The organism is Streptomyces sp. NPDC013157, from assembly GCF_042899865.1.
In the GTDB taxonomy this organism is placed as follows: Bacteria; Actinomycetota; Actinomycetes; order Streptomycetales; family Streptomycetaceae; genus Streptomyces.
In genome coordinates this window covers 94,695-116,751 of record NZ_JBIBAK010000004.1, presented here as the reverse complement: position 1 = coordinate 116,751, position 22,057 = coordinate 94,695, and the positions used below count along the sequence as shown (strand labels likewise).

Here is a 22,057-nt window from a genome sequence, read left to right as displayed (position 1 = left end):
GGCTTGGGTCCGCACCCCTTTCGTCCGCCGCGACGGCGCCCGACCAGGACGGCGGTGACCGGCGGTGCCGGGCCCCGCTCAGCCCACCCGGACGCCTACCGCTCTCCCCGGTGGACCACATGGCCGCCGGTCACCGTCAGCCGTACCGGTGCCTCTGTCAGTTCGTCCGACGGGGACTCGACGGGGTCCAGGGCGAGCGCCGTCAGGTCGGCGCGGCAGCCGAGCGCGATGCGGCCTGCGACGGCCGCCTCGCCCGCTGCCCGGGCCGCGTGGCTCGTGCAGCCCTCCAGGGCCTCCAGGGCGGTCAGGCCCGGGCCCGACGCGGCGCCGCGTGGTGCGCGGGCCGTCGCCAGGACGGCGCGTACGTCGTAGTGGGCGATGGGCCAGTCCGAGCCGAGGGCGACCGTCGCGCCCGCGTCGCGGAGGTCGCGCAGGCGCCAGGCGTGTCCGGCGCGGTCGGCACCCAGCCGGCGCGACCACTCGTCGGTGCCGTCGGCCCGGGTGTACGCCGTGTGCGGCGGCTGCATGGACGCAGCCACCCCCAGCTCCGCGAAGCGAGGGAGCAGCGCGTCCGGAGCCGTCTCGATGTGCTCGACGCGATGCCGGCCGGCCGCGCCGGGGCCCAGCCCCGCCACCACGTCCAGGACATGCCGTACCGCCGCGTCCCCGATCGCGTGCGTGGCCGTGCGCACCCCGGCCGCGTGCAGGTGCCGTACGGCGGCCGCGTACGCCTCGGGGTCCGGCCAGAACGCCTCCGTGCCCTGCCCGTGGCAGTCCGCGTGCTCCAGCCAGGCGGTGCCCCCTTCCACCGTGCCGTCCATGAAGAACTTCACCCCGTCGACCGTCCAGTGCCGCCCGCCCCGCCCCTGGGCCGCGACCAGTTCCGCCAGCCCGGCCTCGTCGACCCCCGGCATGCACCAGGGGGCGAAGCGGAGCCGCAGCGGGAGCACGGTCTCCTCGGCCACCGCCCCGACCAGCTCCGCGTCGCCCGCGTCCATGACGTGCGCCCCGGTCAGCCCGGTGGCCGCCATCGCGGCGAGCAGCTCGACGAGGCGGGCTCGGCGGGCCGCGTACGAGGGGCGGGGCATCGCCCGCTCGACCAGCTGCATCGCCGCGTGCTCGACGAGATGCCCGGTGGGACGGCCCTCGGGGTCGCAGACGACCTCCGACCGCTGGGCGAAGGCCCGCGCGCCCGTGACCCCGGCCGCAGCGAGCGCCGCGCCGCTGGCCAGGGCGGAGTGGCCGTCGTAGAGCCGGAGGAAGGCGGGCGCGCCGCCGAGTACGTCCTCGACGAGCGCGCGGTCGACGGGCCGTCCCTCGAACGCGTTGTGGTCGAGGCCGAAGCCGACCACCCAGCCGCCGGTCCGTTCGGCCCCGGACAGGGCCGCCCGCAGACCCGCCAGGTCGCGGACGCCCGACAGGTCGGCGCCGGCCGCCATGTCCAGGCCCCACACCGGGTGGCTGTGCGCGTCCACCAGGCCGGGCACCAGGTGCGCGCCGCCCAGCGCCACGACCTCGGTGCCCGGCCCCCGCCAGTCGCGTACGTCCCGCTCGTCGCCGACGGCGGCGATCACCCCGTCGCGCACGGCGACGGCGGTGGCGTACGGCCGGGCGGGGTCGAGGGTGCGGACCTCGGTGCCGGTCAGGATCAGGTCGGGGGCGGCGGTGGCGGTCATGGTGCGGTGGAACTCCTTTGTTCGGCAGGGCTATTCGGTCGGTTCGGACGCGAAGTCCGCGTACACCTCGGGCCGTTCACGGCGCAGCCACCACGCGAGGCCCAGGCCTGCGACGAAGACGGCGGGCGCGATGACGATCAGCAGGGTGTTGACCGTGCTCGACGCGCCGGTGAACAGGTCGATGTGCGTGATGACGAGCCCTATCGCGGTGGCGAGGAGGACGGCGGCGACGGTCGGGGCGACCACGGTGCGCAGAGTGCCCTCCTCGTGCCGTACCCGGCGGAAGTAGCAGGGCACCGCGATGGCGGCGAGCAGCTGGAGCGCGAACAGGCCGATCATTCCCGGGGTGTTGACCCACAGCAGCAGCTGGTCGTACGGGTCGGCGCCCGCCGCCCAGAAGCCGAGCACGACCAGGAAGCCGAGGACGGTCTGGGCGGCACCGGCCAGGTACGGGGAGCGGTGGCGCGGGTGGATCGTGCCCAGTGCCCTGGGCAGCACGCCCTCCTCGGCGAGGGCGAGGGCGTAGCGGTTGATCGCGTTGTGGAAGGCGAGGAGCGAGGCGATGATGCTGGTCACGATGAAGACGTGCATCAGGTCGGCCGCCCAGCCGCCCACGTAGGTGGTGATGGCGGTGAAGAAGAGCCCGCCGGGGTCCTTGGCGGCGGCCGCGATGACGTCCTGGTTCCCGAAGGCCTGGATGATGATCCACACCATGAAGGCGTAGAAGAGGCCGAGGAACGCGACGGCCACGTAGGTGGCGCGCGGGACGGTGCGGTCGGGGTCGCGGGCCTCGCGGCGGTAGATGACGGTCGACTCGAAGCCGGTGAAGGCGGCGAAGGCGAAGGCCAGGACGACGGCCGTACCGGAGACGAACACGTGGTGCGGGGCGAAGGAGGCGGCCGACAGGCCGTGCGCGCCGCCCTTCACCAGTACCCCGCCGGCGAGCAGGACGAGGATGCCGGTCTCGGCGACCAGCAGCACGCCGAGCAGTTTGGCGCCGAACTCGATGGAGCGGTAGCCGCCGTAGCCGATGAGGAGGAGACCGGCGAGGGCGATCGGCAGCCAGGGGACGTCGAGGCCGAACAGGGCTTCGGCGGTGTCCCGCCCTGCGCTGCCGAGCAGGCCGTAGACGCCGATCTCCATGCCGTTGTAGCCGACGAGGGCGAGCAGCGCCGCGCCGATGCCGACGGGGCGGCCGAGGCCGCGGGTGATGTACGCGTAGAAGGCGCCGCCGCTCCTGACGTGCCGGCTCATGGTGGTGAAGCCGACGGCGAAGACGGCGAGGGTGATGCCGGCGATGAGGTAGCCGGCCGGGGCGCCGATGCCGCCGAGCAGGACGGCGAGGGGGGCGACGCCGGCCATCACGGTGAGCGGGGCGGCGGCGGAGATGACGAAGAAGGCGATGTCGGCGGTGCCGAGCGAGCCGGAGCGGAGCGTGGCCACGGCGGGTGGCGTGCTCTCCTCGCGAGCGGTGACGGACATGGGGAGGGAGCCCTTCGAGCGCGACGGACGGGAGGGTTCCGGGCGTGCGGGATGACCGGCGCTACCAGGGCAGGAGCTGCCCCGGACCCGTAAATCTAAAGCCTTTCGGTTTTGGCAATGTAGCCTCCTCCTGGACATCCGGGAAGACCCGTTTCACACCTCCGGGGGGAGAACACACGCATGGGACGGCCGCGCACCCCGCTCCTCGACCGGGAGCGGATCACCACGACCGCGCTGCAACTCGTGGACGAGCAGGGCGACTTCAGCGTCCCGCAGATCGCGAAGCGGCTCGGCACCCAGGCCGGTTCGCTGTATCACCATGTGGACGGCCGGGACGGCATCGTCGAGCTGCTGCGCGAACGGGTCGCGGCCGCGATCGACCCGGCGACCCTGGACCTGTCCCCCTGGGACACCGCCGTGGAGTCCTGGGCCCGCTCCTACCGGGCCGCGTTCGCCGCCCACCCGCGGACGATCCCGCTCCTGATGACCTCGCCGGTGCGGGCGCCCCGGGTCCTGGAGCAGTACGAGCGGGCGGTCACGGTACTGCTGGACGCGGGCTTCGCCCCGGCGGACGTGATGCCCCTGCTGATCGCCCTGGAGAACCTGGTGCTCGGCTCGGCCCTGGACCTGGCGGCCCCGGAGACGATGTGGGAGCTGACGGACCGGACACCGACCCCGCACCTGGCACGGGCCCTGGCGGCGGTGGGGGACGGCAGGGCGGACCGCGCCTTCGAGGTGGGCCTGACGGGCCTCATGAACCACGCCCGGAGCCTGCTCCCGCGCTGACCTCCTGCTCCAGCGGATGCTCTAGCAGGTTCCGTGTATCGCGGGCGTATCGAAAAACGCATACGCCGCGGCAACGGCCCGCCGGGTCCCATGGAGGGCGTGAACCACAACGCAACCCCGTCAGCACCTTTCCGCCGCGCGCGCCGGACCGTGCTCCCCGGCCTGGCGCTCCTCTTCACGGCGGGCGCCCTGTTCGTCGTACGGCGACCGCTCATGATGTCCGCCCCGAGGTGCATGGCCGGGCGGTGGCACGGCTGCTTCGACACGTTCAACGGCGTGGTGCTCATGACGCTGGTCACGCTGCCGCTCGCCGCGCTGGTGGCGTGGGCGCTGGCGCACCGCCGGCGGGCCGCCGGTGTCCCGTGGGCGTGGCGGACGTCGCTGGCCGAGGTGGGCATGGTGCACGGGACGGTGCCGTTCGTGTGGCTGACCATGATGCCGGGCGAGGGGGCCGGCACCGCGCCCGCCCGGGTGAGTCTCGTGCCGTTCCGGGACCTGGTCACGATGGGGACGCTCGGGATCGCCGGCAACCTGCTGGTCTTCGCGTCGCTGGGGTTCTTCGCCCCGGTGCGGTTCGCGGCGCTGGCGTCCGTGCCGCGGATCCTGGCGCTCGGGGCGGGCTGCTCGGCCCTGGTGGAGACCGCGCAGTACGTCCTGCGCCTGGACCGGGTGTCCTCCGTGGACGACGTCCTGGTCAACACCGCCGGCGCCCTGCTGGCCGGGCTGGCGTCGCGCCCCTGGTGGCGCACGCCGGCACCGGCGCCGTCGGACCGGCCGAGCCGCGCGCTGACGCCGACGGGATGAGTCACCTGCCGCCGCGTCTCGTCCTGCCTACGCTGGGGACACCGTGAACAGACGCCCGAACCACAGCGCCCGACTGAAGCTCACCCTCAGCTACGCCGGATTCCTGCTCGTCGCCGGGGTTCTCCTGCTGGCCGTGATGTGGGTGTTCGTGCTGCGCTGGCTGCCGAACGAAGACGCCACGTCCCTCCAGAAGAGGTTCGGCGCCGTGATCATCACCGGGCCCAAGCGCACCGACCTCCTGAACGGCTTCGCCCCCGCCGCGGCCACGGCACTGGCCTTTCTCCTCCTCTTCGGCCTGCTGGGCGGCTGGATCCTCGCCGGCCGGATGCTCTCGCCCCTCGCCCGGATCGCGTCCGCGGCGCGGCTGGCCTCGAGCGGATCGCTCTCCCACCGGATCCGCATGACGGGCCCCAGGGACGAGTTCCGGGAACTCGCCGACGTGTTCGACACCATGCTCGAGCGGCTGGAGTCCCACGTCGCCGAACAGCAGCGGTTCGCCGCGAACGCCTCCCACGAACTGCGCACCCCGCTGGCCGTCTCCCGCACGCTCCTCGAAGCCGCCCGCAACGACCCCACGCGGGACCGGGGCGAACTCATCGAACGCCTGCGCACCGTCAACACGCGGGCGATCGACCTCACCGAGGCCCTTCTGCTGCTCAGCCGGGCCGACGGCAGGAGCTTCACCCGCGAGCCCGTCGACCTCTCCCTCGTCGCCGAGGAAGCCGCCGAGACGCTGCTTCCCCTCGCCGAGAAGCGCCGGATCACGCTCGACGTCACCGGGGAGCCGGCACACGCCGTGGGCTCCCCGGCGCTGATCCTGCGGATGGTGACGAACCTCGTCCAGAACGCCGTCGTCCACAACCTCGCCGCCGGCGGCACCGTGACGGTCCACACCGAACGGCAGCACGACACGAGCGTGCTGCGGGTCGAGAACACGGGCCGTCCGCTCCCGCCGGAACTGCTGCCGACCCTCACCGAACCCTTCCAGCGCGGCACCGAACGCGTCCGCACCGACGAGCACGCCGGCGTCGGCCTCGGGCTGGCCATCGTGCACAGCGTCGTCCGGGCGCACGACGGCACCCTCGACCTCGTGCCCCGCCCCGCCGGGGGTCTCCTCGTCACCGTCCGGCTTCCCGCCCCCCGCGGAACGGCCGCCAAGCCCGGTCAGGCCCCGTAGAAGAGCTCCTCCACGACGGCCCGGGCCCTGCGCGTGGTACGCCGGTACGCGTCGAGCATGTCCCCGGCGTGCCCGTCCCCGTACCCCAGGTACCGCCCCACGGCGGCCAGTTCCCGACTCTCGGTGGGGAACGTGTCGCCGGCCCGCCCCCGCACCAGCATCACGGCGTTGCGCACCCGCGTCGCCAGCACCCAGGCCTCGTCGAGTATCGCGGCCTCCTCGGTCCCCAGCAGCCCGGCCGCCCATGCCGCGGCCAGCGCCTCCCGGGTCCGGGTGGTGCGCAGCCCGGGCTCGGCCCACCCGTGCCGCAGCTGGAGCAGCTGCACGGTCCACTCCACGTCGGAGAGCCCGCCCGGCCCGAGCTTGGTGTGCAGCTTCGGGTCGGCGCCGCGCGGCAGCCGCTCGGACTCCATCCGGGCCTTCAGCCGCCGGATCTCGCGCACCGCGTCCTCGCCGAGCCCCTCCGCCGGGTACCGCAGCGGGTCGACCAGCTCGATGAACCGGCGCCCCAGCTCCTCGTCCCCGGCGACCGGTTCGGCGCGCAGCAGGGCCTGCGACTCCCACACCAGCGACCAGCGGCGGTAGTACGCCTCGTAGGAGTTCAGCGTCCGCACCAGCGGCCCGGACCTGCCCTCGGGGCGCAGGTCCGCGTCGATGAGCAACGGCGGGTCGGCGCTGGGGATCTGGAGCAGCCGGCGCATCTCGGCGACGACCTTGCCCGCCGCGTCGGCGGCCTCCCGTTCGGCCACGCCCTCCCGCGGCTCGTGTACGAAGACGACGTCGGCGTCGGAGCCGTAGCCCAGCTCGTGGCCCCCGAACCGGCCCATGCCGATCACGACGAACCGGGTCGGCAGGGTGTCCCCCCAGCCGTCCCGGACCACCGCGCGCAGGGTCCCCGCCAGCGTGGCCGCCGTCAGGTCGGAGACCGCGCCGCCGACCCGGTCGACCAGGGCGCCCTGGTCGGGCTCGACGGGCTTGGTCTCGGTGCCGTAGGAGTCCACGATGTCGGCGGCGGCCGTCCGGAACAGCTCGCGGCGGCGCACGCCGCGCGCCGCCCGTACCCCGTCCTCGGCGTTGTCGGCACGGCCGACGGCGGCGAGGATCTCCTGCTCCAGCTGGGCCCGGCCGCGCGGCTCCAGGCCGCCCCCGTCGCCGTCGCCCAGCAGGGCCACCGCTTCCGGGGCGCGCATCAGCAGGTCGGGGGCGAGACGGCCGGCGGACAGCACGCGTGCGAGGTTCTCGGCGGCGGCGCCCTCGTCCCTGAGCAGCCGCAGGTACCAGGGGGTCTTGCCGAGGGCGTCGGAGACCTTGCGGAAGTTCAGCAGGCCCGCGTCCGGGTCCGCGGAGTCGGCGAACCAGCCCAGCAGGACCGGCAGCAGGGTGCGCTGGATGGCGGCCTTGCGGGTGACGCCGGAGGCGAGGGCCTCCAGGTGGCGCAGGGCGGCGGCGGGGTCGGCGTAGCCGAGGGCCTCAAGACGTTCCCGGGCGGCTTCCGCACTCAACCGGGCCTCGCCGGGGGCGAGTTGGGCGACGGCGTCGAGCAGCGGGCGGTAGAAGAGCTTCTCGTGCAGGCGCCGTACGACGCCGGTGTGCTGCTTCCACTCGCGGATCAGCTCGGTCACCGGGTCGGTGCGCAGGCCGAGCGAGCGGCCGAGGCGGCGCAGGTCGGCCTCGTCCTCGGGGACCAGGTGGGTGCGGCGCAGCCGGTACAGCTGGATGCGGTGCTCCATGGAGCGCAGGAAGCGGTAGGCGTCGTCGAGCTGGACGGCGTCGGCGCGGCCCACGTAGCCGCCGGCGGCGAGGGCCTGGAGGGCGTCGAGGGTGGTGCCGGAGCGCAGCGTGGCGTCGGTGCGGCCGTGCACCAACTGGAGGAGCTGGACCGCGAATTCGACGTCCCTGAGGCCTCCCGGGCCGAGCTTCAGCTCGCGGTCGATCTCGGCGGCCGGGATGTTCTCCACCACGCGCCGGCGCATCTTCTGCACGTCGGCGACGAAGTTGTCGCGCTCGGCGGCCTTCCAGACCATGGGTTCGAGCGCGGCGACGTACTCCTGCCCGAGGCCGGGGTCGCCGGCTACCGGGCGGGCCTTGAGCAGGGCCTGGAACTCCCAGGTCTTGGCCCAGCGCTGGTAGTAGGCGAGGTGGCTGCTGAGGGTGCGCACGAGGGGGCCGTTGCGGCCCTCGGGGCGGAGGTTGGCGTCGACGGGCCAGATCGACCCCTCCACGGTGGTCTCGGAGCAGATCCGCATCATGTGCGAGGCGAGCTTGGTGGCGGAGCGCAGCGCCTTGGCCTCGTCGGCGCCGTCGGCCGCCTCGCCGACGAAGATGACGTCGACGTCGGAGACGTAGTTCAGCTCGTGGCCGCCGCACTTGCCCATGGCGATCACCGCGAGCCGGCAGGCGGCGGCGTCCCCGGGCGCGGCGGCCTCGGCGAGGGTGAGGGCGGCGCGCAGGGTGGCGGTGGCGAGGTCGGCGAGTTCGGCGGCGGTCTGGGCGACGTCCGTCGTGCCGCACACGTCCCGGGCGGCGATGGACAGCAGGCAGCGGCGGTAGGCGACGCGCAGGGCGACCGGGTCGGCGGCCTCGGCGAGCCCGTGCTCGAACTCGGCGACGCCCGGGTGCAGGTCGCGGGGCTCGTAGGTGACCAGGGCCTCCCAGTCGCGCGGGTGCCGGGCGAGGTGGTCGGCGAGGGCGGCGGAGGCGCCGAGGACGCCCAGCAGGCGGTCGCGGAGCGGCTTGGCCGCTATCAGGGTGTCGAGCAGCTCGCGGCGGGCGGTGGGGCCCGGCTGGGCCTCCAGGAGCCGTACCAGGCCGTGCAGGGCGAGGTCGGGGTCGGCGGTGGCGCCCAGGGCTTCGAGGAGCACCGGGTCGTCGCGTACGGCGGCCAGTTCGGCGCTGTCCAGCAGCCGCTCGGCGGCCGAGGCATCGGTGAAGCCGTGCCGCAGCAGCCGCGTGAAGGTACTGCTCCTGCGCCCCGGCGTCATGTGCGGCCTCCCCTTGGGATCACGATCATGCTGGCCAGACGAGCCTAACCGCAGAGGCTGTCACGGGCGCCGATGAGTTTCGCGCGGGATCGTGGTCTGTACGGGCGGACGACCACGGGAGGCGTCATGCGTGAACCCCAGGGCGTACTGGACGCCCGCTACAGCAGCGAGGGCACCTCGGCCCACGACTGGTCGGAGGCGGAGAAGGTCCTGACGGAGTCCGAGCTGTTCTGGATCTCGACGGTACGCCCGGACGGGCGCCCGCATGTCACCCCGCTGCTCGCGGTGTGGCACGACGGCGCCCTGCACTTCGGCACCGGCCCGGGCGAACGCAAGGCGGCGAACCTCGCCGGGAACCCGCACGTCGTCCTGACGACCGGCACCAACGGCTGGACCGACGGGTACGACGTGACGGTCGAGGGCGAGGCGGTGCGGGTCACGGACGACGACCGGCTGCGGGAGCTGGCGGCGGTCTGGGAGGCGAAGTACGGCCCGTTCTGGCACTACGAGGTCGCCGGCGGCTGCTTCCACCACGGCCCGGGGCGGGCCCTGGTCTTCGCCGTGCGGCCGCGCAAGGTCCTCGGCTTCGGCAAGGGCGAGCCGTTCAGCCAGACGAAGTGGGAGTAGTGCACCGGGTCCAGTAGTTCACCCGCTCTTCATCCCCCTGGCCGGGTCCGGTGGGGCGAGGGATTATTGGCGTGCGCATGCTCAGTCCGCACCGCCACCCCCACCCCCTCCCTTCCCCAGCACCGGAGGTTGATGTGTCCGGCAGTTCCGCTCGTTCCGGGATGCTGCGCCGCACCCGTACGGCGGTGGCGTCCGCCACCGCCTTCACCGCGGCCGCCATCGGCCTGTGGACCGGGCTCGGCGGCACGTCCGCGCACGCCGCGAGTGCCGTACCGACCCCGGACCACGTGATCGTCGTGGTCTTCGAGAACCACGCCTACAGCCAGGTCATCGGCTCCTCCAGCGCCCCGTACATCAACTCGCTGGCGACCGGCGGCGCCAACCTGACCCAGATGTACGCGGAGACCCACCCGAGCCAGCCCAACTACTTCGCCCTGTTCTCCGGCTCCACCCAGGGCATCACCGACGACAGCTGCTACACCGCGGGCTTCTCCTCGGCGGCGAACCTGGCCTCCGAGCAGCTCGCGGCCGGCCGCACCTGGGCGAGCTACAACGAGACCCTGCCCAGCCAGGGCTCGACCACGTGCAGCAGCGGCAACTACGCGCGCAAGCACAACCCGTGGTTCGGCTTCAGCAACGTGCCGACCTCGACCGCGAAGACGTTCGCCCAGTTCCCGACCGACTACTCCACCCTCCCCCAGCTGTCCTTCGTGACCCCCAACCTGTGCAGCGACATGCACGACTGCTCGGTGTCCACCGGTGACACCTGGCTGAAGAACAACCTGGGCGCGTACGCCACCTGGGCGAAGACCCACAACAGCCTCCTCGTCGTCACCATGGACGAGGACAACCGCCTGGCCGGCAACCGCATCCCGACGGTCCTGTACGGCCAGCCGGTCACCGCGGGCTCGACCTCGTCCACCACCTACGACCACTACGACCTGCTGCGCACCCTGGAGGACAGCCAGGGCCTGAGCGCGCACGCGGGCAACGCGGCGTCCTCGTCCGACATCACCGGGATCTGGGCGTCCTGACGTGTACGTAGCGGACAGCCGCGCGAGCACTCCGACGACGGCGTCCGTGGAAGGTACCGCCCGGCCCTCGCGGGCCGGGCGGTACCGCACCACGATCGCGCCCGCCGTCCTCGCCCTCGGCACGGTCAGCCTGGTCACCGACGTGTCCTCGGAGATGGTCACGGCGGTCCTCCCGCTGTACCTGGTGGCGGGCCTCGGCCTGTCCCCGCTGGGCTTCGGCCTCCTCGACGGCGTCTACAACGGCTTCTCGGCGGTCGTACGCCTGGTCGGCGGCCACCTGGCCGACCGCGGCGGCGGCCGCCACAAGTGGGTGGCGGGCGCGGGCTACGCCCTCTCCGCCCTCTGCAAACCCCTGCTGCTGCTCGCCCACACCCTCACCCCCATCGGCCTGATCCTGGCGGCCGACCGCACCGGCAAGGGCCTGCGCACGGCTCCCCGGGACGCCCTGATCTCGCTCTCCAGCACCCCGGAGACCCGGGGCCGCGCCTTCGGCGTGCACCGCGCCATGGACACGGCGGGCGCCCTGCTCGGCCCCCTGGCCGCGTTCCTCATCCTCCGGGCGACCATGGACGGCTACGACGCGGTCTTCACGGTGAGCTTCTGCGTGGCGGTGCTGGGCGTGCTGGTCCTGGTCCTGTTCGTGCCGGGCGGCGGCCGTACCGGGGCGGCCGCATCCACCGCACGCCCCACCCTGCGCGCGGCACTCGGCCTCCTGTCCCACCGCGGCCTGCGCCGCATCACCGTCTGCGCCCTCCTCCTGGGCCTCGCGACGGTGAGCGACTCCTTCGTCTACCTGCTGCTGCAACGCCGGCTCGGCGTACCGGACCGCTGGTTCGCCCTCCTCCCCCTCGGCACCGCCGCCGCGTTCCTCCTGCTGGCCGTCCCGCTGGGCCGCCTGGCCGACCGCCGGGGCCGCTGGCGCGTCTTCCTGGCCGGCCACGGCGCCCTGCTCCTGGCCTACGCCCTGCTGCTCACGTCCTGGCACGGCACGGCGCTGCCCTACGCGGTGCTGGCCCTGCACGGCACGTTCTACGCGGCGACCGACGGCGTCCTGATGGCGGCCGCCTCCGACAGCGTCCCCGAGGCGCTGCGCTCGTCGGGCCTGGCGCTCGTGCAGACCGGCCAGGCGGGGGCGCGGTTCGCCTGCTCGCTGGGGTTCGGGGCGGCGTGGACGCTGTGGGGCGACCGTACGGCGCTGAGCGTGTCGGCGGTGGCCCTGGCGGTGTGCGCGGCGTACGCCCTCACCCTGCGCCCCGTCCGGAAGGCCGCCGCATGACCCTGCGCTCCCGCCTCCTGATCCTCCTGTCGGCACTCGCGGTGCTGGCGGCCGTGGCCCTGGCCTCCGTCCTGCACGCCTCCGCCCGGGCGGAACGCCGCGACCACACCCAGGCGGGCGGCCCGAAGGTCACCCCGGGCACGGTGACCCTCACGGCCCCCGGCCGCATGGTCTTCCGCAACATGGCCTGGGGCCCGCACCGCGACGAGCTGACCACGGTCCCCGCCGCCGCCCCCTCCGGCCCGCGCACCGCCTCCGGCGTGAAATGCCTCCGCTTCTACGCCGCCGCGGGCACCGGCGTCTGCCTCCAGGCGGTCCACGGCCCGGTCTCGGACACGTACCGGGCCCTGATCCTGGACGCCCACCTGAAGGAACGGGCCCACTACGACGTCCCGGGCATCCCGTCCCGCGCCCGCGTCTCCCCCACCGGCCACTACGCGGCCTGGACGGCGTTCGTGGGCGGCGACTCCTACGCGGGCACCGACTTCTCGACCCGCACGGCGATCGCCGACACCCGCACCGGCGCCCTGATCCCCTCCCTGGAGGAGTTCCACATCGTCAGGGACGGCCGTCCCTACCGGTCCGCGGACGTCAACTTCTGGGGCGTGACGTTCGCGTCCGACGACAGAACCTTCTACGCGACCCTGGCGACGAAGGGCTCGACCTACCTGGTCCGGGGCGACCTGCGGACCCGCACGGTCACCACCCTCCACCCGAACGTGGAATGCCCGTCCCTCTCCCCCGACGGCACCCGCATCGCGTACAAGAAGCGGGTGAAGGGCCTGCCGAAGGACGCGCCCTGGCGGCTCTACGTCCTCGACCTGCGGACGATGCGCGAGACCCCGCTCGCCGAGACCCGCAGCGTGGACGACCAGGCGGTGTGGAAGGACCGGCACACCCTCGTCTACGCCCTGCCGGGCGACTACGGGGCGGACCTGTACCAGGTCCCGGCGGACGGCACGGGGAAGGCGCGGCGGATCAGCGTCTCGGCGGTGTCGCCCGCGTTCGTGGGCTGACCCCAGTCCGGAATAACGGGAATGGGGGACATGCGACCGTGGGTTGGCGGTTGCAGGAAGAACAGCAGACGAGCACCGGAGCACGACGTGAGCGCTGCCACGATCACGACATCCGCGGTCGAGACCCTGCGAGCCTGGCGCCGTTACGCGCCGGGGCCGCTGCGGCTCGCGGGACCGCTCCTGCTGATCGTCGCGATCCCGGTGGCCGACTGGTTCCTGCCGCCGGACATCCACCTCGCCCATCTCCTCGTCGTCGCCGTGGCGGTCACCGCGGTCGGCAGCGGGCCGCGCGCCACGGCGCTGATCGGGGCGCTGGCGGTCCTCGCACTGGTCAGCGCCGGCCTGGAACGACGGACCCTGACCACCGAGAGCGTTCTCGTCGAACTCGCCGCCCTCCTCGCCGTCTGCGTGTTCCTCGTTCTCTTCACCCGGCTGTGGGACCGTCGGGAGCGGGAACTCGTCCGGGTGCGCTCGGTGTCCGACGCGGCGCAGCGGGTCGTCCTGCGGCCGTTGCCGAAGCAGGCCGGTCCCGTCACGCTCGCCTCGCACTACCGCAGCGCCGAAGCGGACACGGCCGTCGGCGGCGACCTGTACGCCGCCGCCCGGGTCCCCGGCTGCACACGGCTGCTCATCGGGGACGTCCGGGGCAAGGGGCTCTCCTCGATCAGCGACACGGCGATCGTGCTGGGCGCCTTCCGCGCCGCCGCACACCGCCGGATCCCACTGCCGGAACTGGTCGCCTACATCGAGGACGCCGTCCGCTGGGGACTCTCCGAGTTCTCGGAGCCGGACGAGGACGCGGCAGAGCGCTTCGTGACCGCCGCCGTCATGGACATCCCGGACGACGAGCCCGTGGTGCACCTGATCAGCTGCGGCCACCCGCCACCGCTCCTGCTGCGCGGCCGCACCAGGTCGGCGCTGACGCTGACGGTCCCCGAGCCGTCGCCCCCGCTCGGCCTCGGCGTCTGGCCCGCCGACGTGGACTGCGCGGAGAGCGCGGGCGGCTGCTACACGCCGGCGACCTTCCCGTTCGAGTACGGCCACAGGCTGGTCCTGTACACGGACGGCGTCACCGAGGCCCGGAACGCGGACGGCGACTTCTATCCGTTCGCCGAACGCGCCACCGCCTGGGCTGACCAGGCGCCCGCCCCGCTCGTCGAGCAGCTCGCCGCCGACGTCCGCGCGTACACCGGCGGCCGGCTGAACGACGACATGGCGATGGTCGTCCTCCAGCGCGACCGCACGGCGTCCTGACGAGCGGGAGGACCCCGGCCGCGACTACCTCCGACTGCCTGCCCCTACAGCACGGGCAGGTTCTTCCGCAGCTCGAAGGCCGTGACCTCGGACCGGTACTCCTCCCACTCCTGGCGCTTGTTGCGCAGGAAGAAGTCGAAGACGTGCTCGCCGAGGGTGTCGGCGACCAGGTCGCTGTTCTCCATCAGGGTGAGGGCCTCGCCGAGGTTCTGCGGGAGGGGTTCGATGCCCATGGCGCGGCGCTCGGCGTTGGAGAGGGCCCAGACGTCGTCCTCGGCGCCCGGCGGGAGCTCGTAGCCCTCCTCGATGCCCTTGAGGCCGGCAGCCAGCAGGACGGCGTAGGCCAGGTACGGGTTGGCGCCGGAGTCGAGGGAGCGGACCTCGACGCGCGCCGAGCCGGTCTTGCCCGGCTTGTACATCGGGACGCGGACGAGGGCGCTGCGGTTGTTGTGGCCCCAGCAGATGTAGGACGGGGCCTCGCCGCCCGCGCCGGCCGTGCGCTCGGAGCCGCCCCAGATGCGCTTGTAGGAGTTCACCCACTGGTTGGTGACCGCGGAGATCTCGGCGGCGTGCTTCAGCAGGCCCGCGATGAACGAGCGGCCGACCTTGGAGAGCTGGAACTCCGCGCCCGACTCGTAGAACGCGTTGCGGTCGCCCTCGAAGAGGGACAGGTGGGTGTGCATGCCGGAGCCGGGGTGCTCGGAGAACGGCTTCGGCATGAAGGTCGCCTGCACCCCCTGCTCCAGCGCCACCTGCTTCATGACCAGCCGGAACGTCATGATGTTGTCGGCCGTGGAGAGCGCGTCGGCGTAGCGCAGGTCGATCTCCTGCTGGCCGGGGGCGCCCTCGTGGTGGGAGAACTCGACCGAGATGCCCATCGACTCCAGCATGGTGATCGCCTGGCGGCGGAAGTCCATGCCGACGTTGGTGGGCGTGTGGTCGAAGTAGCCCGAGTTGTCGGCCGGGGTGGGGCGGGAGCCGTCCATCGGACGGTCCTTCAGGAGGAAGAACTCGATCTCGGGGTGGGTGTAGAAGGTGAAGCCGAGGTCGGAGGTGCGGGCCAGGGCGCGCTTGAGGACGTACCGGGGGTCCGCGAAGGACGGGGAGCCGTCCGGCATGAGGATGTCGCAGAACATGCGGGCGGTGCCGGGGGCCTCGGCGCGCCACGGGAGAACCTGGAAGGTGGACGGGTCCGGCTTGGCGATCATGTCGGACTCGTAGACGCGGGCGAAGCCCTCGATGGCGGAGCCGTCGAAGCCGATGCCCTCGTCGAAGGCCTGTTCAAGCTCGGCCGGGGCCACGGCGACGGACTTGAGGAAGCCCAGCACGTCCGTGAACCACAGGCGTACGAACCGGATGTCGCGCTCCTCCAAGGTCCGGAGCACGAACTCCTGCTGCTTGTCCATCTTCCGCTTCCCCATCCTTGCTGGTCAGGCCGCCTGTCTTCCTGTCCCGCAGGAGGCGGTCGGGCACCTGAGCATCACACCACAACAGCATTTCACGCGCGTTGCGCACCTTGATCGCCCGAGCGACCTCGGCCTGAACGGCTCTCGTACGGCAGGTGTCCTGCCCTGCCGCCCATCTTGCCTGCTCGCGGCGGCATCCGTAATGGCCGGTCCGGATCCGGAGTGACCGACACCACGGGTCTTAAATTTGAATCTCAGATGCAAGTTTTAATAGCGTCGAGGCGTCCAGCCGTTCGGCGAGCCACAAGGAGCCCCGATGCTGTCCGAGCCGTCCGCCGCCACCGTCCGCGCCACCCTCCCCGCCGTGGGCGCGGCCATCGGAGAGATCACCGAGCGTTTCTACGCCCGCCTCTTCGCCGCCCACCCCGAGCTGCTGCGGAACCTCTTCAACCGCGGCAACCAGGCCGCCGGCACCCAGCGGCAGGCCCTCGCCGGCTCCATCGCCGCGTTCGCCACGCACCTGCTGGACCATCCGGACCAGCGGCCCGACGCGATGCTGGGCCGGATCGCCCACAAGCACGCCTCCCTCGGAGTCGCCCCCGAGCAGTACGCGGTCGTCCACGAGCACCTGTTCGCCGCCATCGTCGAAGTGCTGGGCGAGGCCGTCACCCCCGAGGTCGCGGCGGCCTGGGACGAGGTCTACTGGCTGATGGCCAACGCACTGATCGCCATCGAGAAACGGCTGTACGAGGAGAGCGGGGCCACCGGCTTCCGGCCCTGGGAGGTCGTCGGACGGGTGGCGGAGACGGCCGAGGTCGTGACCTTCCGGGTGCGGCCCGCCGACGGCGGGCCGGCGCGCGGCTTCCGGGCCGGGCAGTACGTCTCCGTGGGCGTCGCCCTCCCCGACGGCGCCCGCCAGATACGCCAGTACAGCCTCTCCGGCGCCCCGGACGACTCGGTCCGCCAGTTCAGCGTCAAGCGCGTGCCCGGCGACCCCCGCGGTACGGCACCCGAGGGCGAGGTCTCCAACCACCTGCACGCGCGCGTGCGCGAAGGGGACGTCCTGGAGCTGTCGGAGCCGTACGGCGACCTCGTCCTGGGCGATGCCGCCGACCGGCCCCTTCTCCTCGCCTCCGCCGGCATCGGCGTCACCCCGATGGTGGCGATGCTCGCCGCGCTCTCGGCCGACGGCCACCGCGCCCCGGTCACCGTCGTGCACGGCGACCGCTCCCCCGCCGACCACGCCCTGCGGACCGACCACACGGCGTACGCGGCCAAGCTCCCGGACGCCGCCGTGCACGTCTTCTACGAGCGCGACACCGAGCCGGGCACCCGCACCGGCCTGGTGGACCTCACCGACGTCGACGTCGCGCCCGGCACGCGCGCGTACCTGTGCGGCCCCCTCCCCTTCATGCGCGCCGTCCGCACCCAGCTCCTCGCCAAGGGCGTGGCCCCGGCCGACATCCACTACGAGGTCTTCGGCCCGGACCTGTGGCTGGCGGCGGCCGCGGCCTGATCCGCGCGGCAGGAGCCGAGAAGGGCCGGCCACCCCCGGAGGAGGTGGCCGGCCCTTGCGCCGGGCGGACGGGATCAGCTCAGGCCGAGGTCCGACAGCGCGGTCGTCCAGTCCGTGACGATCGCGTCCTGGGCGTCGGCGAGGGTGACCGTGCCGGCGCAGACGGCCTTCTTGAGCTTGTTCTCGACGGTGTCCTTGTTGGCGGCGGTCTTGGTGCCGTACTCCGGCTCGGGCCAGAGGTTGAGCTCACTCTTGGGGGCACCGCCGAGTTCGAGGGGGACGAAGTGGTCCTCCTCGTAGTCCGAGGTGCTGGTGTCCGTGTAGCCGTACTCGACGATCTGCTTTTTCTTCAGCGCGGTGGTGTAGGAACTGGACGGCCGGACGGTCGCGGTCCACCCGGAGACGCAGATGGTGGAGTCGATGGTGGACTGGGTGACGTCCGGGTTGAAGTCACCGGGCTGGCAGCTGGGGTCGGGCAGGGGGAGGTAGTCCTGGCTGCAGCTCTGCGCGTGCGCGGTGCCGGCGGCGACCGTGAGGCCGGCGGCGGCCAGGGCGAGGGAGGAGAGGGCGGTGACCAGGGAGCGGGATATTCGGGGCATGGGGGATCTCCCGGTGGGGTGCCCGGCAGGAGTTCCGGGCGGTCGTGAGCATGACAGCACCGGGATCATCTATGCGGGTAGAGCCCTTTGTCGGTAGCGGAGATCCCTTTGTTGAATGTTTGAACACTGCAGGGCCTACGAAGGGCAAGCCATGGCCCGCGCTTGGTTGCGGACCTCTAAACCGCCCTCGGCCCCTTGGAGATGCCGAGCAGCAACGGCCCCGTCGGCTCCGCCACCATGTCCGCCACCGTCACCGGGTCCAGCGCCGCGAAGAACGCCTCCTGGGCCCGGCGCAGGGCTACCCGCAGGCGGCAGCCGGAGTTGAGGGGGCACGGGGTGGCGCCCTCGCAGTCGACCACGTCCCCCTCGCCCTCGAAGGTGCGCACCAGCGCCCCCACCGAAGCGCTGCGGCCCTTCCCGGTCAGCGTCAGCCCACCGCCCCGGCCGCGCCGGGCGTCGACGAGCCCCATGTGCTGCAGTTCGGCGACCACCTTCGCGGCGTGCGTGTACGGCACGTCCATGTCACCGGCGACCTCGCGGGTCGTGGGGCTGGCGTCGCCCGCGACGGCGAGCCGCATCAGCAGGCGTAGAGCCAGGTCGGTGGAGCGCAGCAGCCGCATACCGGTCAGGCTAGGTAATACGCATCCGTCATTCAAATTATCGGTTTCCTGTCGGATCCCGGGTCTTTACAGGACTTTCCTGTGCCCTGCCTACGGCCGACCCCATCTCCCCCATTACGATCAGCGAGCCCCACCGTCCACGTCTCTTTCCCCCAGAAGGACACATCCCATGGGTTCCGCGAAGAAGAGCAGCAACGCCGAGCGCAAGGCGCGCATAGAGGAGATGCGGCGGGCGGAGCGTGCCCGCGAGCGCCGTAACCGGATCCTGACCATCGCCGCGAGCACGGTGGTCGTGGCCGGTCTCGTCGTCGGCGGTGTGGTGCTCGTCAACTCGCAGTCGGGCAAGAGCGACAGCGCGAGCGACGCGAAGGGCGGCTCCGGGGACTCCGGGCACTTCGTCACCGGCAGCGACGGCGTGCGGACCTGGACGGGCAAGCTGTCCCGCACCCACGTCACGGGGACCGTGAAGTACCCGATGCACCCGCCGGTCGGCGGCAACCACAACCCGGTGTGGCTCAACTGCAACGGCAACGTCTACACCAAGGCCGTGAAGGACGAGAACGCCGTGCACGCCCTCGAACACGGCGCGGTCTGGGTGACGTACACCGACAAGGCGAGCAAGTCCGACGTGGACAAGCTGGCGGCGAAGGTGAAGCAGACGCCGTACTCGCTGATGAGCCCGTACGCGGACCAGACCTCGCCGATCGAGCTGTCGGCGTGGGGGCACCAGCTGAGCGTGACGAGCGCGGACGACCCGAAGGTCGGCACGTTCTTCGAGACGTACGTGCAGGGCAAGCAGACCCCGGAGCCGGGGGCCTCCTGCACGGGCGGGACGATGTGACGTGAGGAAGCACATCGGCTGGATCGCCGGGACCGCCGCGGCGGTGCTCGTCGCGGCCGGCGCGATCACCTACGCGGTCGCCGAGGACGGCGACGGCGGTGGCGGCGGCCTGAAGGTCCCGAGCGCGGACGGGGCGGACGCGGGGTTCGCGCGGGACATGGCGGTCCACCACCAGCAGGCCGTGGAGATGTCGTACATCATCCGCGACCGCACGAAGAACACGGAAGTACGGCGGCTCGCCTACGACATCGCACAGACGCAGGCCAACCAGCGCGGCATGCTGCTGGGCTGGCTGGACCTGTGGGACCTGCCGAAGGTGTCGGCGAAGCCGCCGATGTCCTGGATGGGCATGGGTGACATGCCCGAGCGCGGGGACGGTTCGCTGATGCCGGGCATGGCGACCGACACCGAGCTGAAGAAGCTGGGGACCCTGAACGGCAAACAGGCGGAGATCTTCTACCTCCAGCTGATGACGGACCATCACAAGGGCGGCATCCACATGGCCGAGGGGTGTGTGGCCAGGTGCACCGTCGCGGTGGAGAAGAACCTCGCCCAGGGCATGGTCGACGCGCAGCAGTCGGAGCTGACGGCGATGAAGCAGATGCTGACGGAGCGGGGCGCGAAGCCGCGCGCCTGAGCGGTCTCCAACACGCCTTACAAGTCGGGGGATTTGTCGACTTAACGGCACCGCAAGCATTCAACAACAATCGCAACCGATCTGTAATGTTCTGCGCGCCGTCGAAAGTGGACCAAAAGCCCCTAATCAACGCCCACTTGGGACTTCCTTGGGTTTCTCATTCCCCTGGCATGAACAGTTCACCGAAAGAGTGACGTCCACCGTGTGATCCATTCACGGGCCGTTCCGCCGCAGGCCTCCTGGTGACCACGGACGACCGACCACTCCATGCGTCGAACCGCATAGCAGGGGGCAGTATGAGATCCAACCGTGCCAAGGTGCGGGCCAGCGTGAGCATGGCAGCGACACTGCCGATGATCGCCGGCGCGCTCGCACTCGGCATACCCGCGGCGCACGCCGCGGACAGCCCGGCCCGTGACAGCCTGAAGGGCACCAAGCCCACCTGGGCCACGGCCAAGGCGGACAAGGGCGCCACCTCGAACAGCGCGCAGGTCAAGGCCCGGGTCTACCTGGCCGGCCAGGACGCCAAGGGCCTCGCGGCCTACGCGAAGGCCGTGTCCGACCCCAGCTCGCCGCTCTACGGCAAGTACCTCAGCGCCAAGCAGGTCCAGGCCCGCTACGGCGCCACCAAGGCCCAGGTGAAGGCCGTCAAGTCCTGGCTGACCGCGTCCGGCCTGAAGGTCACCGAGGTCACCCAGCACTACATCGCCGTCTCCGGCGACGTGTCCGCCGCCGAGAAGGCGTTCGGCACCCAGCTGCACAACTACGCCAAGGGCTCCAGGACCTACCGCGCCCCGGCGCAGACCGCGTCCGTGCCGGCCGCCGTCAGCGACGCCGTCCTGACCGTCACCGGGCTGGACAACGCGCCGCACAAGGCCACCCACGACGACACGCTGCCGCCCCCGGCCACCGTGTTCAAGAACTCCGGGCCGTTCTCGTCGTACTACGGCTCGAACACAGCGAGCACGCTGCCGAGCGCGTACGGCACGAAGATCCCGTACGCCGTCCAGGGCTACACCGGCAAGCAGCTGCGGGCCGCCTACGGCGCCGGCAGCTACACCGGCAAGCACGTGCGCGTCGCGATCACCGACGCGTTCGCCTCGCCGACCATCGCCTTCGACGCCGGCACCTACGCCAAGGCGCACGGCGACGCCGCGTGGAAGACGAGCCAGCTGCACCAGGTGCTGCCCTCGAACTACACCAACACCGGCGCCGACGAGTGCGACGCCTCCGGCTGGTACGGCGAGGAGACCCTCGACGTCGAGGCCGTGCACGCGGTCGCGCCGGACGCCGACGTCACCTACGTGGGCGCCGCGTCCTGCATGGACAACGACCTCCTCGACGCCCTCAGCAAGGTGGTCGACAACCACCTGGCCGACATCGTCTCCAACTCCTGGGGCGACATCGAGGCGAACGAGACCCCGGACGTCGCGGCCGCCTACGACCAGGTCTTCCAGCTGGGCGCGGTCCAGGGCATCGGCTTCTACTTCTCCTCCGGTGACAACGGCGACGAGGTCGCCAACACCGGTACGAAGCAGGTCGACACCCCGGCCAACTCCGCCTGGGTGACGGCGGTCGGCGGTACCTCCCTCGCCGTCGGCAAGGGCGACACGTACCTGTGGGAGACCGGCTGGGGCACCGAGAAGGCCTCGCTGTCCACCGACGGCAAGAGCTGGACCAACTTCCCCGGCGCGTTCACCTCGGGCGCGGGCGGCGGCACCAGCAAGACGGTCGGTGAGCCGTACTACCAGAAGAACGTCGTCCCGAAGGCGCTGGCCACGGCCAACAGCGCCGGCGGCAACCGGGTCGTCCCGGACATCTCGGCGATCGCCGACCCCAACACGGGCTTCAAGGTCGGCCAGACCCAGACCCAGGCGGACGGCACCGAGGCGTACAGCGAGTACCGCATCGGCGGCACCTCGCTGGCCGCGCCGGTGATCGCGGCGGTCCAGGCCCTCGCCCAGGAGGCGCGCGGCGGTCAGGCGATCGGCTTCGCCAACCCGCTGATCTACTCCAAGTACGGCACCAAGGCCTACCACGACGTCACCGACAACCCGACCGGCAAGGGCCTCGCCGTCGCCCGCGTCGACTTCGCCAACGGCTACGACGCCACCAACGGCCTGCTGACCTCGGTCCGCAGCCTCGGCAAGGACAGCTCCCTGTCCGCGGTCAAGGGCTACGACGACGTCACCGGCGTCGGCACCCCGGCGGGCGGCTACGTCGCGTCGTACAAGCCGACGAAGGCACACCGCAAGCACTGACCCGCTGCGCGGCTCGGCCGACGAAGGGGGCGTGGGGTCCTGGTGACCTCACGCCCCTTCGTGT

General features: G+C 72.2%; 18 protein-coding genes. 12 read left to right on the top strand and 6 right to left on the bottom strand.

The window, feature by feature from the left end; translation table 11 throughout:
• Nucleotides 1-95: 95 nt before the first annotated feature.
• Both ACFY6U_RS13855 and ACFY6U_RS13850 read right to left on the bottom strand, forming a co-directional pair.
• Nucleotides 96-1,676, bottom strand: a complete 1,581-nt coding sequence (locus tag ACFY6U_RS13855) for an amidohydrolase (RefSeq protein WP_390037854.1) — start codon at nt 1,674-1,676, stop codon at nt 96-98.
• 30 nt (nt 1,677-1,706) lie between these two features.
• Nucleotides 1,707-3,158, bottom strand: coding sequence for an APC family permease (locus ACFY6U_RS13850; protein WP_390037852.1), 1,452 nt, complete (start codon nt 3,156-3,158; stop codon nt 1,707-1,709).
• A gap of 180 nt (nt 3,159-3,338) precedes the next feature.
• Between ACFY6U_RS13850 and ACFY6U_RS13845 the strand changes: the two genes are divergently transcribed.
• From ACFY6U_RS13845 to ACFY6U_RS13835, 3 genes are all read left to right on the top strand, one after another.
• Complete coding sequence (locus ACFY6U_RS13845; protein ID WP_390037851.1) at nt 3,339-3,944, top strand: TetR/AcrR family transcriptional regulator; 606 nt, start codon at nt 3,339-3,341, stop codon at nt 3,942-3,944.
• 99 nt (nt 3,945-4,043) lie between these two features.
• Entirely contained in the window at nt 4,044-4,748 is a 705-nt protein-coding gene (locus ACFY6U_RS13840) for a VanZ family protein (RefSeq protein ID WP_390037849.1), read from the top strand.
• Between the two features lie 43 nt (nt 4,749-4,791).
• A complete protein-coding gene (locus tag ACFY6U_RS13835; RefSeq protein ID WP_390037847.1) occupies nt 4,792-5,925 on the top strand; it encodes a sensor histidine kinase in 1,134 nt (377 codons plus the stop codon).
• Here the strand turns inward: ACFY6U_RS13835 and ACFY6U_RS13830 are convergent.
• Nucleotides 5,913-8,906 carry a bifunctional [glutamine synthetase] adenylyltransferase/[glutamine synthetase]-adenylyl-L-tyrosine phosphorylase gene (locus ACFY6U_RS13830; protein ID WP_390037845.1) on the bottom strand — a complete coding sequence of 998 codons (2,994 nt, stop codon included), beginning with the start codon at nt 8,904-8,906 and terminating at the stop codon, nt 5,913-5,915. The two genes, ACFY6U_RS13835 and ACFY6U_RS13830, sit on opposite strands and share 13 nt — an antisense overlap.
• A gap of 126 nt (nt 8,907-9,032) precedes the next feature.
• Here ACFY6U_RS13830 and ACFY6U_RS13825 point away from each other — a divergent pair, with 126 nt between their 5' ends.
• The 5 genes from ACFY6U_RS13825 to ACFY6U_RS13805 all read left to right on the top strand — a co-directional run bounded on the left by ACFY6U_RS13825 (nt 9,033) and on the right by ACFY6U_RS13805 (nt 14,113).
• Nucleotides 9,033-9,533, top strand: coding sequence for a pyridoxamine 5'-phosphate oxidase family protein (locus tag ACFY6U_RS13825; RefSeq protein ID WP_390037843.1), 501 nt, complete (start codon nt 9,033-9,035; stop codon nt 9,531-9,533).
• A 161-nt stretch (nt 9,534-9,694) separates the two neighbouring features.
• Complete coding sequence (locus ACFY6U_RS13820) at nt 9,695-10,567, top strand: alkaline phosphatase family protein (protein WP_351491604.1); 873 nt, start codon at nt 9,695-9,697, stop codon at nt 10,565-10,567.
• A 1-nt stretch (nt 10,568) separates the two neighbouring features.
• Nucleotides 10,569-11,843 carry an MFS transporter gene (locus ACFY6U_RS13815; protein WP_390037841.1) on the top strand — a complete coding sequence of 425 codons (1,275 nt, stop codon included), beginning with the start codon at nt 10,569-10,571 and terminating at the stop codon, nt 11,841-11,843.
• Nucleotides 11,840-12,859, top strand: coding sequence for a TolB family protein (locus ACFY6U_RS13810; RefSeq protein WP_390037839.1), 1,020 nt, complete (start codon nt 11,840-11,842; stop codon nt 12,857-12,859). Before ACFY6U_RS13815 ends, ACFY6U_RS13810 begins: the two co-directional genes overlap by 4 nt.
• An 87-nt stretch (nt 12,860-12,946) precedes the next feature.
• Complete coding sequence (locus ACFY6U_RS13805) at nt 12,947-14,113, top strand: PP2C family protein-serine/threonine phosphatase (protein ID WP_390037837.1); 1,167 nt, start codon at nt 12,947-12,949, stop codon at nt 14,111-14,113.
• A gap of 44 nt (nt 14,114-14,157) precedes the next feature.
• Here ACFY6U_RS13805 and ACFY6U_RS13800 read toward each other — a convergent pair whose 3' ends face one another.
• Nucleotides 14,158-15,519: a glutamine synthetase family protein gene (locus ACFY6U_RS13800; protein WP_390037835.1), complete on the bottom strand. Its 1,362-nt coding sequence runs from the start codon at nt 15,517-15,519 to the stop codon at nt 14,158-14,160.
• 316 nt (nt 15,520-15,835) lie between these two features.
• On the opposite strand from ACFY6U_RS13800, the gene ACFY6U_RS13795 reads away from it, so the two are divergent.
• Nucleotides 15,836-17,035: a globin domain-containing protein gene (locus tag ACFY6U_RS13795; RefSeq protein ID WP_390037833.1), complete on the top strand. Its 1,200-nt coding sequence runs from the start codon at nt 15,836-15,838 to the stop codon at nt 17,033-17,035.
• Between the two features lie 74 nt (nt 17,036-17,109).
• On the opposite strand, the gene ACFY6U_RS13790 is transcribed toward ACFY6U_RS13795, so the two are convergent.
• Both ACFY6U_RS13790 and ACFY6U_RS13785 read right to left on the bottom strand, forming a co-directional pair.
• The gene (locus tag ACFY6U_RS13790; RefSeq protein WP_217560213.1) at nt 17,110-17,634 is read right to left on the bottom strand and encodes a hypothetical protein; all 525 of its coding nucleotides are present in this window, start codon (nt 17,632-17,634) and stop codon (nt 17,110-17,112) included.
• Between the two features lie 176 nt (nt 17,635-17,810).
• Nucleotides 17,811-18,254: an Rrf2 family transcriptional regulator gene (locus ACFY6U_RS13785; RefSeq protein ID WP_390037831.1), complete on the bottom strand. Its 444-nt coding sequence runs from the start codon at nt 18,252-18,254 to the stop codon at nt 17,811-17,813.
• A 169-nt stretch (nt 18,255-18,423) separates the two neighbouring features.
• Between ACFY6U_RS13785 and ACFY6U_RS13780 the strand changes: the two genes are divergently transcribed.
• The 3 genes from ACFY6U_RS13780 (at nt 18,424) to ACFY6U_RS13770 (ending at nt 21,993) form a co-directional block, all read left to right on the top strand.
• Nucleotides 18,424-19,095, top strand: coding sequence for a DUF3105 domain-containing protein (locus tag ACFY6U_RS13780; RefSeq protein ID WP_390037829.1), 672 nt, complete (start codon nt 18,424-18,426; stop codon nt 19,093-19,095).
• A 1-nt stretch (nt 19,096) separates the two neighbouring features.
• Nucleotides 19,097-19,732: a DUF305 domain-containing protein gene (locus ACFY6U_RS13775; protein WP_390037827.1), complete on the top strand. Its 636-nt coding sequence runs from the start codon at nt 19,097-19,099 to the stop codon at nt 19,730-19,732.
• A gap of 335 nt (nt 19,733-20,067) precedes the next feature.
• The gene (locus ACFY6U_RS13770) at nt 20,068-21,993 is read left to right on the top strand and encodes a protease pro-enzyme activation domain-containing protein (RefSeq protein WP_390038633.1); all 1,926 of its coding nucleotides are present in this window, start codon (nt 20,068-20,070) and stop codon (nt 21,991-21,993) included.
• Nucleotides 21,994-22,057 lie beyond the last annotated feature (64 nt).

Excerpts from the sequence above, each read along its gene's own strand:
- ACFY6U_RS13825 (WP_390037843.1), top strand. The coding sequence starts at position 9,033 with ATGCGTGAACCCCAGGGCGTACTGGACGCCCGCTACAGCAGCGAGGGC.
- ACFY6U_RS13785 (WP_390037831.1), bottom strand. The coding sequence starts at position 18,254 with ATGCGGCTGCTGCGCTCCACCGACCTGGCTCTACGCCTGCTGATGCGG.
- ACFY6U_RS13855 (WP_390037854.1), bottom strand. The coding sequence starts at position 1,676 with ATGACCGCCACCGCCGCCCCCGACCTGATCCTGACCGGCACCGAGGTC.
- ACFY6U_RS13770 (WP_390038633.1), top strand. The coding sequence starts at position 20,068 with ATGGCAGCGACACTGCCGATGATCGCCGGCGCGCTCGCACTCGGCATA.
- ACFY6U_RS13845 (WP_390037851.1), top strand. The coding sequence starts at position 3,339 with ATGGGACGGCCGCGCACCCCGCTCCTCGACCGGGAGCGGATCACCACG.
- ACFY6U_RS13850 (WP_390037852.1), bottom strand. The coding sequence starts at position 3,158 with ATGTCCGTCACCGCTCGCGAGGAGAGCACGCCACCCGCCGTGGCCACG.
- ACFY6U_RS13795 (WP_390037833.1), top strand. The coding sequence starts at position 15,836 with ATGCTGTCCGAGCCGTCCGCCGCCACCGTCCGCGCCACCCTCCCCGCC.
- ACFY6U_RS13830 (WP_390037845.1), bottom strand. The coding sequence starts at position 8,906 with ATGACGCCGGGGCGCAGGAGCAGTACCTTCACGCGGCTGCTGCGGCAC.
- ACFY6U_RS13780 (WP_390037829.1), top strand. The coding sequence starts at position 18,424 with ATGGGTTCCGCGAAGAAGAGCAGCAACGCCGAGCGCAAGGCGCGCATA.
- ACFY6U_RS13790 (WP_217560213.1), bottom strand. The coding sequence starts at position 17,634 with ATGCCCCGAATATCCCGCTCCCTGGTCACCGCCCTCTCCTCCCTCGCC.
- ACFY6U_RS13800 (WP_390037835.1), bottom strand. The coding sequence starts at position 15,519 with ATGGACAAGCAGCAGGAGTTCGTGCTCCGGACCTTGGAGGAGCGCGAC.
- ACFY6U_RS13820 (WP_351491604.1), top strand. The coding sequence starts at position 9,695 with ATGCTGCGCCGCACCCGTACGGCGGTGGCGTCCGCCACCGCCTTCACC.
- ACFY6U_RS13810 (WP_390037839.1), top strand. The coding sequence starts at position 11,840 with ATGACCCTGCGCTCCCGCCTCCTGATCCTCCTGTCGGCACTCGCGGTG.